Here is a 13433-nt window from a genome sequence, read left to right on the forward strand (position 1 = left end):
TCTTACTTAAATGATATTAAAACTTTTGTTTCGGTTATTTTATCTAAGGGGATAACGCTTTCAATAATTTCAGCCTTTTTCCCTTTTTGTTTTATTTGTTCTTCTATTAATATAGCATCTTCTGTAATACCGTTCAGTTTGCCTTCGCGCTTGGCGCCATCCTCCATTTTTATAGCCAGATTGCGGCCTATATTTTTGCTATACTGCCTTGGCATGGTTAGCGGTGTATCAATACCCGGCGATGAAACCTCAAGGTTATAAGCCGTTTTTATAACGTCTTCCTCTTCCAGTTTAAAGCCAACATAGCGGCTTATCTGCACGCATTCGGCTATACCTATGCCATTGTCACCGTCAACCAGTATTATTAATACTCCACTGGGCAGTAGTTTCGCACTTACTAAAAACAGGTCGGGGCGTTCAATTTCGGTTATTTTTTCTTCAACCAGTTCGGCTACCCTTTTTTCAATATTCATATTTCAGGCCCCAAATATTCCGCAATAACTGTATGCAGCAAATGCGCGAATAAAAATTATTGTTAACTAAAAAGAGGGGGCAAACGGCCCCCTCTTTTTTTATTTTCGATGCAAATATAGTAATTATTATTTGATTATCAATACCCTTAAGGCGTAAATGTAAGGTCTTTATATGGCGCGCCGGTCTTCTGGTTACCGTTCTTAATATAATCCCAGGCATCTTTACCAACGGCGTGGTCAAAATAGCGTAAAAAGTAAGTTTGTTTTGTTTTGAAGCTGGTATCAGGCATAAAAAGCAATGAGCCTTTATTTACCCAATAATGCCCGGGTTGTTCATTCTGAAAATCTTTCATATCGGTATCAACCGGCATCCGGTAAACCGGGAAAACACTTTGCCAGTTGACCATACTATCACGGGCAATATCATTTAATATAAGCGAGTCTAAGCCGCTTATAGCCAATATGCTTTTTTTGGCTATAAGCTCCACCTTTATTTTAGCCGGTTCGGGCTTGCTGCAGCCAAAGCATAGTAAAAGCAGAAGGGGATATATTTTTTTCATCTGTTTGCGATACTGTAATATTACTAATTTTATAGCATGCAATTAACCGGAAATAATTTTGTGCTAAGGAGGTGGCAAGAAACTGACGCTGCGTCACTTCAAAAAAATGCGAACGACAGAAAAGTATCGGCCACGTTGTTAGATTGCTTCCCCTATCCTTATAACCTTGCTGACGCGGAGTACTTTATCAGCATAAAAATTAACGAAGAACCCATAACTAATTTTGCTATTGATATAGACGGCGAAGTAGTTGGCGTGATAGGCGTTGACCTGCGCGAGGATATTTACCGCAAAACCCCTCTGCTGGGTTACTGGATAAGCACAGCTCATAGCGGCAAGGGAATAATTACCCAGGCAATTGAACTTATTACCAATCACGCATTTACTCATTTGGATATTATTTGTATCCAGGCTAACACACTGGGCAATAATCCTGCATCCATGCGAGTATTAGAAAAAGCCGGTTTTATTAAACAAGGGGTATTGCCGAGATCTGTTATTAAGGATGGGGAAATTTTGGATGAGCATTTATATACGCTGCATCTGCTTTAGGTATATTATAAACAAAACCTCTATAAATTAAATTTATCAAATATGCTGCCTTTACTAACTGCCAAACAGATTCGCCAAGCCGATGCCTATACCATAGCCAACGAACCGGTTAGTTCTATTGACCTGATGGAGCGGGCATCAAAGGCGTTTGTAGGTTGGTTTGTAAATCATTTTCCGGATAAAAAACAAAGTATTGCCGTGTACTGCGGCACAGGTAATAATGGCGGCGACGGATTAGCTATTGCGCGGATATTGTTTGAGCATGGTTACATAAATTTAAGCGTAAAAATTGCACGTTTCTCTGAAAAGACCACACCCGATTTTGACTTTAATCTTAATCGTTTGCAACGAATTTTAACAAATTGCACCGAGCTTTTTCCGGAAACTGATATTGCTGATGAAAAGGCAGCGGTTATAATTGACGCCCTATTGGGCAGCGGTTTGAACAAGCCATTAAAAGGCGATTACGAAACACTTGCCAGGTTCATTAATAATTTATCGGTGACAGTGGTAGCCGTTGATATTCCTACAGGGTTTTTTGCCGATGGAGAGATAGTTAAGGATGCAGTGGCGATAAAAGCGGATGTTGTTATTACTTTTCAGCAGCCTAAGATCAATTTTATGCTGCCCGAATCGGCGCCTTATATAGATTGCTGGCGCGTGGTAAATATTGGTATTGACGAAAAGTTTATAAAGACGCTTAACTCACATTATCAGTTTATTGAAGAGAAGGCTGCAAAGAGTATTATTAAACCCCGTAAGCATTTTAGCAATAAAGGCACCTACGGGCACGCCCTGATCATAGCTGGCGCACCGCAAACCATGGGCGCCGCTTTATTAAGCGCTTCGGCTTGTTTATTTGCCGGGGCGGGCCTCACAACTGCCTGCATCCCGCAAAGCGGATTAATTGCATTGAACAGCTCACAGCCTGAAATAATGGCTGTTATTCGCGATGAAGATAACTTACCGGAAATTGATTGGGATAAATATAACGCCGTTGGTATAGGGCCAGGTTTGGGCAAAAAAGACGATGCACTTAAATTATTGATAGATACTATTGAGTTTTTTAAACGCCCTATTGTTGTAGATGCAGACGCATTAAATTTACTGGCTGAAAACCCAGACCTTTTGCAAAAGCTACCTGCAAAAAGCGTTTTAACGCCACATATGAAGGAATTTGACAGATTGTTTGGCCAACATGCCAACTGGTGGCAACGTATGCAAACAGCGAGAGCCAAAGCTGCCGAGCTGAATATCAATATTGTTTTAAAGAACGATTATACGCTTGTTGTTACTCCTGGCGAGAACGTTTATTTCAATTCTACAAGTAACCCTGCTATGGCCACAGGTGGCATGGGCGATGTGTTAACAGGCATCATAACATCCCTTTTGGCTCAAAAATATCAACCCGAAGAAGCCTGCATATTGGGCGTTTATGTTCATGGTAAAGCAGGGGATGAGCTGGCTTTGCCCAACCGCGCAAACGTAGTTTTGCCATCCCAGATAATGTGGAGACTACCGGCAACAATGGCAAAATTATTGGCATAAAAAAAAACGGATGCGAGTATCACACATCCGTTTCTCTAAACATATTAACTGATCTTATAAAGAACTAATACTCTTAACTGGTATATCCATAAGACAGCGTTTAGTTACGTTTCGTTACAGTAAATAATGATTTTTTTTAAAAATGGCTATAAAGGCGTCATTTGCAATTGCTTATACCCGTTTTAGACTCACGATAAGGCTAATGGGAAAAGAATAAGTATGCAAAACGATTTTTTTTGCGATTTTTTGCTTAAAAAAATACAAAAATCGTGAATTTTTTAGTCGAAAAACTATTGGATCAGAACTGTCCGATAACTACCATTTCGGTCATGGTAGGGTTCACGCTACCGCCGCGCGGCTCAAGGGTCACAGCAAATGCACTAGCCATATCAATAGGTTTCATCAGCTTCATATCCACCGAGTCAGCTTCACCCTTATCAAAAACGCCAAGGTCAATAGGCTTACCATTAACCAGCGCCCATAATTGATATTGATGGTTGGCATCGTTTGCCGGAAGCTGCATGCCGGCAATATCTATCATTACCTTCTTTTTGACAGGACTCCAGGCCACTGTCATTTGTGCAGAAGGCGTTTTAGCTGTACCTTTTAGTTTCAGCAATTTAAAAGTGGTATCTCTAAAAACACCAATCTCCTCGCCCATATTGCTTATGGTTTTGCTAAATTTGGTGTTTTGCGAGTTAAGCGTAAGTAATTGCTGGTTGCTTTGTTGTAATTTATCATATAGGCCATATAACGCTACAAGGCTGCCAAGTAAGAGTGCAATGCTGGCGGCAAATGCATACTTATAAAAATTGCTTGTATTGCGTTCGGGCATTGAAACCACTTTTGTTCCAACGTCAGAAGGTTTAGAGCGGAAAGTGCTATCGTCGGCAAAATTGGTTAGCAGGCTGTTTAATACTTTGTACCGGTGTTGTTCAGCAGGTTGAACGGCATTTTCAAGTGCATATTTCTCAAGAGCATTTTCCACCTCACGCAATTCTGCTTTAACAGCCGGATGAGCCGCGGCCATTTGCTCTACCTGTGCGCGCTCTTCGGGGCTTCCATCCCCCAAAGCATACAACTCAAGTATCCCAGATTCAATATATGCTTTTATGTCGTCCAACTTACGCGTTAATTAAAGTATTTTCTCAGCTCAATTATGGCCATTCTTAAACGGGTTTTTATGGTACCCAGTGGTATACCTAACTCTTCGGCGGCCTCCACGTGGGTGTATCCTTTAAAATAAACCAGATCAAGTATTGCTTGCTGCTCGGGTTTTAACGTTTGCACCATTTCTTTTATCCCAAGCAACTCGGGCTTGTAAACCGTGTTGCGCTGTTCGTCTATAAAAGTTACGTTATTTTCCAGCTCCTGGTTTTTGTTCTGATTTTTAAAATCCTTGGATCGCAACTTGTCTATTGACAAGTTACGCGCAATGTTAACCATCCATGTAAACAGGCGGCCTTTCTCCGGACTATACGCGGCAAAGGAATGCCATATTTTTACAAAGGTTTCCTGTAGAACGTCTTCGGCTGTAGGAGTATCATTAATTATGCGCGAGATTACGCCAAATAAGGAGCCCGAGTACATATCGTACAATGCCTCGATAGCTATTTTTTCGCGGTTTTGCAGGGCTAAAACCAGCTGTTCTTCTGAAAGGGATATTTTGCTTTTTTTACTCAACGGGGTGAATATATAAAGGAAATATCATATTTCAAACAAGTGTTTTTCAGCGTGGTAAGATGACCGTACAAGTGGGCCGCTCTCTACATATCTGAAACCCTTGCTTAATCCAACTTCCTTATAAAAAGCAAACTGATCCGGATGTATCCAATCCACAACGGGGTGATGGTTGCGTGTTGGCTGTAAATATTGGCCTAATGTTAAAATTTGTACACCGGCATCAAGCAGATCGTCCATGGCTTCTAAAACGTCAGCTTCTTGCTCGCCTAAACCCAACATAATGCCTGATTTTGTGCGTAAGCCGGCTTCTGCAATGTGTTTAAGCGCTTCCAGACTTCTATCATACTTGGCTTGGATACGCACCTCGCGGGTGAGGCGCCTTACCGTTTCCAGGTTATGCGATACTACTTCGGGCCTTGTTTGTAATACGCGGGCAAGGTTATCCCAGTTTCCCCTAAAATCCGGCAGTAAAGTTTCTAATGTAGTATCAGGGCTTTCGCGGCGGATAGCGTTTATAGTTTCAGCCCAAATAGTTGATCCCCCATCCTTTAAGTCGTCTCTATCAACCGATGTTATTACACAATGCTTTACCTGCATTAGCTTAACCGAATTAGCAACACGGTTTGGCTCATCGGTATCTACCGCCAGCGGCCTGCCGGTTGCAACAGCGCAAAAAGAGCAGGAGCGGGTGCAGATATTACCCAGTATCATAAAGGTGGCGGTACCGGCACCCCAGCACTCGCCCATGTTTGGGCAATTACCGCTTTCGCAAATGGTGTGTAGTTTATGGTCATCAACTAAACTGCGTACGTGAGCATACTCTTTCCCGGTTGGAAGTTTTACTCTTAACCAGTCTGGCTTGCGTGTTTGTTGATTAGCTGGAACTACCGGCAATTCTATCATGGTACAAAAGTAATTAAAAACCTTTTAACCGTTTAAAGGAGGGGCGTAAATATTACAGAGCGTTGATTAAGGCGCTGTCTGCGTTCGATAGCTAGCGTATCATCGATTCAATGTTGTCGGGCTCAAGATCAATAGGGCACTACGGGTTAAAACAATAATGCGTGGTTTACAGTTGTTACTTGCGCCGACGGGTAACTGGGCGACCAAAAATTTGCTGATAAAAGACAGATAGGTAAATGCCTGGATAGAATTCTTTATGTAAGACAAATTTATTGTTGTAATTTGTCATAACGGACTGCCTGGATACCGGTTTAATGTTAAACATCGATAATTTAATTACTATGTGGCAAGAACTAAACAACAAGCTTTATCGCTCCTTTACTTTTACAGATTTTAGACACGCGTTTAATTTTATAACTAATGTTGCAGATCTGGCGCAGCATCATAACCATCATCCTACCTGGACAAATACCTATAATAAGGTAGAGATATGGCTAAGCACACATGATGCAGGCGATACTGTTACCAGTAAAGACCGGGAACTTGCATCCGCTATAGATGATATGGTGCTGGAAATGGAAGGCAGGAAGCTGTAACTATTTATATAGGTTATTCCTCATACAGCATTTTGGATGGCACAGCTATGCGGGTTTTTATTAATATGCTTTGTTTTTTGCCTAAAAAGTAAAAAATCATTAAGCTAATAGATAAAAATGCAAAAAAATTGCAAGCACTTGTGTAATTTAGCATGAATATTTATTGGTGCGCGAATGTTTAAGAGATACATTATTACTTTAATAGTTATTTTTATTGCTGTTAAAGGGTTTGCGCAACGCGGTTTAGGCGATCCATTGATCAACGTAGATTTTGGGGCGGGCAGTTCCGTTCATGGCCCTGAAATACCAGGCGTTAACAACTACGCTTTTAGTAATTTAGATTATCCTCCCGAAGGCTCATACGCTATTTTGAATAGCACCGCTGGCGCCGGAAATATATGGTGGAACACAACCGACCATACAGGCAATACCGGCGGGTATATGATGGTATTAAATACGCGGCCGCAATCATACGAGACCTATATTAAATACCTGGTAAAAAATCTTTGCACCAGCACTAACTACCGGGTGGGGATATGGATGTTGAATTTGCTTAAAACGACAGATAATAATCCGCCGGATATTCGCATTATAGTTGAGACAGCATCAGGCGTTCTATTACAGGATATTCCGGTGGGCCCTTTACCGCAAACGCCAAATGGCCCTGAGTGGGTACATAAAACCTGCGATTTTACACTAAACAGCGCCGAGAGCGATGTTAATATCTACGTTAAAAGCATAACGCCCGGGGGCGCAAATGCCAACGAGATAGCGATTGACGACATGACAGTTAACACTGTTGGGCAGATTATTGACGCTGAATATGATGATGGGGGCGACTTCCGCATTGCATGCGTAAGCTCTGCGCAGTCTTATTCTGCTACAGCTACTACTCCTGATCCGGGTAATGTTATAAAATGGCAACGTAAATTAGACGATGGTATATGGGTGGATATTCCGGGCGAAACATCAACTAAGATAACTTTTGTATCTGAAACGGTACCCGGCAGGTATCGTTATAGGGCATCTTCATCATCGCCGGATAAAATAGCCAAATTTTCTTGCAGCGTAGTTACTAATGAGTTAAGCGTATGGGTGCAGCCTCTGACCACCGTCAGCGCCGGCCCACCCAAATTTTATTTGCGGGGAGGCTCACCTGTTTTGCTGGAGGGCAGTAGTAACTCCGATACTTTTTACTGGACGGTGGAATCTGGCGCAGATATAAGCTCATTAAGCAGCACAACAGTGCTAAATCCACTCGCTTCGCCCGGCCAAACAACCACTTATGTTTTACACGCATCGCCGGATAATAATACCTGTGGCGTTGAGGTTATTAGCAAGGTAACGGTATCAGTAGCAGATGATATAAACCTGCCCAATACGTTTACGCCTAACGGCGACGGTATTAATGATACATGGGTTATAGGCGGCATTAACAGTTATCAAAGCCCTGTGGTACAGGTATACGACCGCAATGGACAGCTTGTTTACAGAAGCGTAAACGGATCATCGCCCTGGGATGGTACTTATAAAGGCAAATTTGTACCGGCAGGTAACTACTACTATATTGTAGATCTTCATACAAATGGCATTAAATTATCCGGATCGGTTACAGTTATCCGGTAATCAGGCTTGTATGCCTAAAATATTGCGCAGGTAATTATCCATCATATCAATATCAACAACATCGTTGATAAAGCCAATGTGCATATCGGGCCTAACAATCAAAGCTTTTTTACGCCCGTCGGCTATTTCAAAAGTGCCAAATATTGCTGTATTTTTTGCTGATGGCGGCAGGTAGTAAAAATTAAGACCCGGATAATTTTGGGTTATCCATTTAGCTAACGTAAAAAGATCTATTTCCTGCAGTTTGCCAAATACCATTAATGTAAAGCCGGGCTTAACGCACCATTGGTGCAGGTCGGTTTCTTCCTGTTTTTTCTCATCAAATACTTTTAAATAAGGCAGCCGGTCGCCGGCTTTTATGTTTTTCGCGGTGCTAAGGTTCAGGTTTATATTGCTATCGCGATAGGAAATATTGATCTGTGCTACCCGTTTAAAAAATTCCGCACGCAGGCGCTCGCTTTTCCAAACTAAAGCCGTGGCCTTAGGCATTATCCACTTGTTAAAAAACACAACAAACCAATTGCTTGATATGATCATTTTAAACAACCTGTCGGTTGTATTCAACAAGGTTTTTGCAACCGGCATACGCTCGGCAGCGTAGCTGTCCAGTATTCCCTCTTTTATCAGCCCGTTAACTACTCCTGCCAGTTTCCAGCCCAGGTTATACGCATCCTGCAAGCCAGTGTTCATACCTTGCCCACCGACCGGCGAGTGGATATGCGCGGCATCGCCCACTAAAAAACAACGCCCCTTCCTAAATTTGTCTGCCATACGGTGGTGTAGCTTATACGTGGTAAACCAATTCTCTTTTGCCACATTAACTGTAAACCCGGTAAGCGCGCTTAAATGTGGCAGCACCTCTTCCAGCTTCAGATCCGGCTTGCCTTCGCTTAACGGCGGAATGTTGCCGATTATGCGGTAACTGTTATGCTCTGGCAAGGGGAAAAATGCAGATAAGCCTGCCCTGCCACGATACAAAGCTACCTGCGTACCCGTTAGCTCTTTATTATTAAGCTCCAGATCTGCCAAAAAGAATTCGTTGGCGTAAGTGTCTCCCGTAAAAGGGATGTTTGATTGTTTGCGTACAGTGCTGTGTGCGCCATCGGCACCAACCAAATAATCGCAGGTTAAAATGGTGGTGTCTGCTCCCGACCGCAGTTCAACCTCTACCTCCTTCGCGGTTTGCTTTAACGATACCAGAGTGGTGTCCCAATAAACAGGGCAGCAGTTTTGTGTCAAAAAATCAAGCAGCAGCCGTTCATTCTTGCTTTGCTGGTATAGGTGCACAAATGGGAAGGGTGTTTGCTGTTTGCCTACATTTATTAAAGAAATAGAGGTAACTTCTTTGCCCTCCTGATGAAGCACCATGCCATTAGCTTGTTTACCGCCCTGAAGGGCCTTTTCAACAATGCCCATTTGCCTATAGATCTCTAACGAGCGGGCCTGAACAGCCAGCGCTTTAGATTGATTGGTTGGCCCCTGTTTAATATCAACAATAACTGGAATAACACCATGCCTAAGTAGCTGAGCAGCCATCATTAACCCCGATGGACCGGCACCCACTATTAATACTTTGGTATGCTGCTCTGTAATTGTCATTTAAACAGAACGCGCTATTATAAAAATGGTTGGTTTTTTATGCAGATCAGGAACTTGCTTTTGCCAGTCGGCTATGGTTTTGGTTTGTACAAACTCATCCTCGGCAGTAAGGTTGCAGGCAATGCACAGGCGAGTTTTGGGCTGGGCGGTCTTTAAAATATCGTCTAACAGGTTGTTGTTTCTGAACGGTGTTTCAATAAACAGTTGAGTCTGATCAAAACGCACGGCAAAACTTTCCAGATCTTTTATCTTCTTTGATCGTAGCGCCTTATCAATTGGCAAATATCCCTGAAAGGCAAAACTTTGGCCGTTAAACCCCGAGGCCATAAGCGCCAACAAAATAGAGCTTGGGCCAACCAATGGTACTACCTTAATACCCCGTTGATGGGCTGCTGCAACAATATCGGCACCTGGGTCGGCTATGCCGGGGCAACCTGCTTCGCTCATCAGGCCAACATCATTACCTGCAAGCAGACCTTTAAAAAAATCCTTAATGTTGTCGCGGTTGTGTTTGCCGTAATCATGGATCACTAATTCGCTTTGTGGGGATTTAAGGCCGGCTTCTTTTAAAAACCGGCGGGCAGTTTTCTCATTTTCAACTACGTATTCCTTAATGCTGTTTATGGTGTCAACCAGGAAAGGTGTGAATGTTTTGGCTGCGGCGTTTTCTGCAAGCGGCACGGGGATTAGAAACAGTGTTCCGTAGGGCATAAAACAAAGTTGCGCTTTTTTTTTAAAATCCGTCGTTCAAAACTGTATCACAGCCGCACAGATGTTGTAACGTAACCGCACAGAAGGGTGGATAAAATTTTACGCAAATAGCTGATAACTAAAAAGAGCAATAGTGGCACAAAATTGTAGCAAAGTGTTTTTATAACCCGATTGAAAATAGGTTGCACTGATCGTTTTTAAATTCATCCCTTTTTTAGGCGTATTCGTAACACTTATTTAAACCTGAAATCCTATCGCAGTACTTTAGCCTGATATCAATCGTAAAACTTAAAAAACCGACTTATAAAGTTAATTTATGTTAAAAATAATACCTGAGATAATATTTTCCTAAAACCTTAGTTATATTCGCACAACCAACAACCTAATATGAGATTTATACTTTACACAATTTTTTCTTCCCTACTGCTGCTCTCTTTTTCTTCAAAGGCCCAAAATGCATTTTCAGTAAAAGGCAGCGTAGCCGACACAGCTTCAGCAAGCAAGCTGCACAATGCCACAGCGCTGGTTTTGCGAGCCAAGGACTCCATAATGGTTAAGTTTACAAGGGCAGATCAGGATGGTAAATTTGCGGTCAACAACTTGCCGGAAGGTAAGTACCTGATCCTGATTACCTACCCGGAGTATGCAGATTATTCTGACTCCTTTACATTAAACGCGGCTACCCCAACGCGCGATTTTGGAAAAATTAACATGCTGCTCAAATCAAAAATATTGCAGGACATTGTTATAAAGGCCACCCCAACTGCCATAAAAATAAAAGGAGATACTACTGTATTTAATGCATCGGCTTATGTAGTGCAGCCCAACGCCAAGGTAGAGGATCTGATAAAGCAGTTTCCGGGTATACAGGTAGATAAGGATGGCAAGGTAACCGCCAACGGACAAACCGTAAGCAAGTTTTTGGTAGATGGCGAAGAGTTTTTTGGCGATGACCCAACATTAGTTACCAAAAACATACGGGCTGACATGGTAAAGGAGGTGCAGATGTACGATAAGAAAAGCGACCAGGCCGCATTTACAGGCATTGATGACGGGCAGAAAACACGTACTATGAACGTTGTATTAAGGGAGGACAAAAAGAACGGTTATTTTGGTAAGCTATATGGCGGCATAGGTAACAACGATTTTTATACGGGGCAAATTGGCTTTAACAAGTTTCAGGGTAAAGAAAAAATTGCTGTTTACGGAATCGCGGCCAATACAGGTAAAACAAGTTTAGGATCAGACGATGCGCAAAAGTTTGGCGACGGCGGCAATGTTACTGTAATGGATGGCGGCGGTATAATGATATCAGGCGGCGGAAATGATCTGAATTATGATGGCCGGGGTATCCCAACAGCAATTTCGGGCGGAGCCCATTATGACAATAAATGGGGTCCTAAAGACAAAAACAGCTTTAATACCAATTATAAAATCGGACAGGTTGATGTAAACGGTACCGCAAATACTTTAACCCAAAACAATCTTCCCGACCGCGTAAACAACACAAGCTCAGATCAGAAGTTTAACCGCTCAGCTTTCAGGCAAAAGTTGGATGCTACCTATCTGTTAACAATTGATACCTCGGCTACGTTAAAATTAATAGTTGACGGAACCTTGAAACACTCAAAACAAGAAACAGATTACCTGGATGTAACCTATACAGATATCGGCTACAAGGGGACCGATAAGTTGTTAAATAGTCAAACCCGTACCAACATCAACGAGACTGATCAGAAATTAATGAACGCGAGCGCGTTTTACACAAAAAAGCTGAAAAAGAAGGGTCGTACACTGTCTATATTGTTTAGCAACGCTATTGATAAAAGTACGCAAAACGGAAATTTATATACCAATTTAGATACGTATGATCCTGTTACCGGCGCGCTTAAGAGCAACGAGAAAGTGGATCAATATAAACCAGCCACAAGTAACAGCAATATTTTCAACACAAATTTTACCTACTCAGAGCCATTTACAAAGTTCCTGTCGTTAGTAGTTAACTATGGTTTAAGTATAACTGATGCCAAGTCTGATCAGCGTACATTTAATAAATCGGGCAGTGGCCAATACGATCAACTGGATTTAGGCCTTACTAATGAGTTTACGCTAAACCAATTGGCTCATCAAGGTGGTGCTATCCTTAACTATGTTAAAGGAAAAACCACGGTGAACTTTGGTACGCGGGCAACCGATGTCCAGTATAAACAAATAAACGAGTTGACTGCTAATAAATATGAACGCCACTTTATTAACTGGATGCCGCAAATGACTTATCAATACCGCCTTGGAACACAATCAAGTTTCAGATTAGGTTATAATGGATCTACAACACAGCCTTCATTGTCGCAACTACAGCCGATACGTAACAACAATGATCCATTGAACCAGGTTGTGGGTAACCCTGATCTGAAGCCTTCGTTTAGAAACAATTTCAACGCATATTATACCAGTTATAAGGCTTTAAGCGGGCAGCAGTTTTATATTTCGGGTAACTATTCATTCATTACAAGCCAGATAGTGAGTAACAACACGACAGACGTAAATGGTAAAAGCATTATACAAGCCGTTAATATTGACCAAACGCCATACAATTACAGCTTAACGGCCGAGGCAAGCCGCAAGCTAATGGGCATAAGTGTTACGTTAGGTAGCAGCATTAGTAAAAACGTAAGTTACAATATGGTTAATAACGTGCTGAATACAACAAACACCTCATCGTTTTCGCCTTACTTAAGCTTTAGTAAATACGAAGCTAAGAAATATGATATTTATTTATACGGCGGGCCAAGCTATAATATCAGTAAAACATCTTTACAGCAAAACATAAATAATAACGGCTATAGCATTTATGGCAACGCTTACCTGGGTTGGTACCTGCCCGCCGACTTCCAGATCACATCTGACATGAGTTACAATTACACCGGTAAAACGCAGACGTTTAATGAAAGTAACTCCAGGTTTATATGGAACGCCACTATAAATAAAACGCTACTTAAAAAAGATAAAAGCCTAAAACTAACGGCTACGTTAAACGACGTTTTAAATCAAAATAATGGTTTTAACAGAAGCGCACAGGGATCAAGGATCACACAAAACTCTTATACCACCATTAGAAGGTATTTTATGCTTTCTGTAACCTGGGATTTTTCAAAAATGGGCGCGGCTCCAAAAAAATAACA

Annotated in this window: 12 protein-coding genes; 5 read left to right on the forward strand and 7 right to left on the reverse strand. The window is 41.9% G+C overall.

Annotated elements, in window-relative coordinates; translation table 11 throughout:
• Positions 1 to 2: 2 nt before the first annotated feature.
• Together ACVW2L_RS19555 and ACVW2L_RS19560 are read right to left on the reverse strand one after the other, a co-directional pair.
• Entirely contained in the window at positions 3 to 473 is a 471-nt protein-coding gene (locus tag ACVW2L_RS19555) for a ribosome assembly cofactor RimP (RefSeq protein WP_457129635.1), read from the reverse strand.
• A 146-nt stretch (positions 474 to 619) separates the two neighbouring features.
• Positions 620 to 1033, reverse strand: a complete 414-nt coding sequence (locus tag ACVW2L_RS19560) for a hypothetical protein (protein WP_457129636.1) — start codon at positions 1031 to 1033, stop codon at positions 620 to 622.
• A 36-nt stretch (positions 1034 to 1069) separates the two neighbouring features.
• Here ACVW2L_RS19560 and ACVW2L_RS19565 point away from each other — a divergent pair, with 36 nt between their 5' ends.
• Together ACVW2L_RS19565 and ACVW2L_RS19570 are read left to right on the forward strand one after the other, a co-directional pair.
• On the forward strand, positions 1070 to 1585 hold the full coding sequence (locus ACVW2L_RS19565; RefSeq protein WP_457129637.1) for a GNAT family N-acetyltransferase: 516 nt from the start codon (positions 1070 to 1072) through the stop codon (positions 1583 to 1585).
• A 42-nt stretch (positions 1586 to 1627) separates the two neighbouring features.
• Complete coding sequence (locus ACVW2L_RS19570; RefSeq protein WP_457129638.1) at positions 1628 to 3133, forward strand: NAD(P)H-hydrate dehydratase; 1506 nt, start codon at positions 1628 to 1630, stop codon at positions 3131 to 3133.
• Between the two features lie 298 nt (positions 3134 to 3431).
• Here the strand turns inward: ACVW2L_RS19570 and ACVW2L_RS19575 are convergent, their stop codons facing one another.
• Genes ACVW2L_RS19575 through lipA form a run of 3 tightly spaced genes read right to left on the reverse strand, consistent with a single transcriptional unit; the run spans position 3432 to position 5719 of the window.
• Positions 3432 to 4256, reverse strand: coding sequence for an anti-sigma factor (locus ACVW2L_RS19575; RefSeq protein ID WP_457129639.1), 825 nt, complete (start codon positions 4254 to 4256; stop codon positions 3432 to 3434).
• Between the two features lie 8 nt (positions 4257 to 4264).
• Entirely contained in the window at positions 4265 to 4816 is a 552-nt protein-coding gene (locus ACVW2L_RS19580; RefSeq protein WP_457129640.1) for an RNA polymerase sigma factor, read from the reverse strand.
• A gap of 24 nt (positions 4817 to 4840) precedes the next feature.
• Positions 4841 to 5719 carry a lipoyl synthase gene (gene lipA / locus ACVW2L_RS19585; protein ID WP_457129641.1) on the reverse strand — a complete coding sequence of 293 codons (879 nt, stop codon included), beginning with the start codon at positions 5717 to 5719 and terminating at the stop codon, positions 4841 to 4843.
• A 341-nt stretch (positions 5720 to 6060) separates the two neighbouring features.
• Between lipA and ACVW2L_RS19590 the strand changes: the two genes are divergently transcribed.
• Together ACVW2L_RS19590 and ACVW2L_RS19595 are read left to right on the forward strand one after the other, a co-directional pair.
• Positions 6061 to 6315, forward strand: a complete 255-nt coding sequence (locus ACVW2L_RS19590) for a 4a-hydroxytetrahydrobiopterin dehydratase (protein WP_457129642.1) — start codon at positions 6061 to 6063, stop codon at positions 6313 to 6315.
• A gap of 174 nt (positions 6316 to 6489) precedes the next feature.
• On the forward strand, positions 6490 to 7941 hold the full coding sequence (locus tag ACVW2L_RS19595; protein WP_457129643.1) for a T9SS type B sorting domain-containing protein: 1452 nt from the start codon (positions 6490 to 6492) through the stop codon (positions 7939 to 7941).
• Here ACVW2L_RS19595 and ACVW2L_RS19600 read toward each other — a convergent pair whose 3' ends face one another.
• Both ACVW2L_RS19600 and ACVW2L_RS19605 read right to left on the reverse strand, forming a co-directional pair.
• Positions 7942 to 9540: an FAD-dependent monooxygenase gene (locus ACVW2L_RS19600; protein WP_457129644.1), complete on the reverse strand. Its 1599-nt coding sequence runs from the start codon at positions 9538 to 9540 to the stop codon at positions 7942 to 7944.
• Positions 9541 to 10251 carry an SAM-dependent methyltransferase gene (locus ACVW2L_RS19605; RefSeq protein WP_457129645.1) on the reverse strand — a complete coding sequence of 237 codons (711 nt, stop codon included), beginning with the start codon at positions 10249 to 10251 and terminating at the stop codon, positions 9541 to 9543.
• Between the two features lie 387 nt (positions 10252 to 10638).
• On the opposite strand from ACVW2L_RS19605, the gene ACVW2L_RS19610 reads away from it, so the two are divergent.
• On the forward strand, positions 10639 to 13431 hold the full coding sequence (locus tag ACVW2L_RS19610) for a TonB-dependent receptor (protein WP_457129646.1): 2793 nt from the start codon (positions 10639 to 10641) through the stop codon (positions 13429 to 13431).
• Positions 13432 to 13433 lie beyond the last annotated feature (2 nt).

Source organism: Mucilaginibacter sp. HD30, from assembly GCF_054061755.1.

Bases quoted from the DNA above. Each gene is read 5' to 3' on its own strand.
- ACVW2L_RS19555 (WP_457129635.1), bottom strand. From the start codon at position 473: ATGAATATTGAAAAAAGGGTAGCCGAACTGGTTGAAGAAAAAATAACC.
- ACVW2L_RS19595 (WP_457129643.1), top strand. From the start codon at position 6,490: ATGTTTAAGAGATACATTATTACTTTAATAGTTATTTTTATTGCTGTT.
- ACVW2L_RS19570 (WP_457129638.1), top strand. From the start codon at position 1,628: ATGCTGCCTTTACTAACTGCCAAACAGATTCGCCAAGCCGATGCCTAT.
- lipA (WP_457129641.1), bottom strand. From the start codon at position 5,719: ATGATAGAATTGCCGGTAGTTCCAGCTAATCAACAAACACGCAAGCCA.
- ACVW2L_RS19605 (WP_457129645.1), bottom strand. From the start codon at position 10,251: ATGCCCTACGGAACACTGTTTCTAATCCCCGTGCCGCTTGCAGAAAAC.
- ACVW2L_RS19610 (WP_457129646.1), top strand. From the start codon at position 10,639: ATGAGATTTATACTTTACACAATTTTTTCTTCCCTACTGCTGCTCTCT.
- ACVW2L_RS19565 (WP_457129637.1), top strand. From the start codon at position 1,070: ATGCAATTAACCGGAAATAATTTTGTGCTAAGGAGGTGGCAAGAAACT.
- ACVW2L_RS19600 (WP_457129644.1), bottom strand. From the start codon at position 9,540: ATGACAATTACAGAGCAGCATACCAAAGTATTAATAGTGGGTGCCGGT.
- ACVW2L_RS19560 (WP_457129636.1), bottom strand. From the start codon at position 1,033: ATGAAAAAAATATATCCCCTTCTGCTTTTACTATGCTTTGGCTGCAGC.
- ACVW2L_RS19590 (WP_457129642.1), top strand. From the start codon at position 6,061: ATGTGGCAAGAACTAAACAACAAGCTTTATCGCTCCTTTACTTTTACA.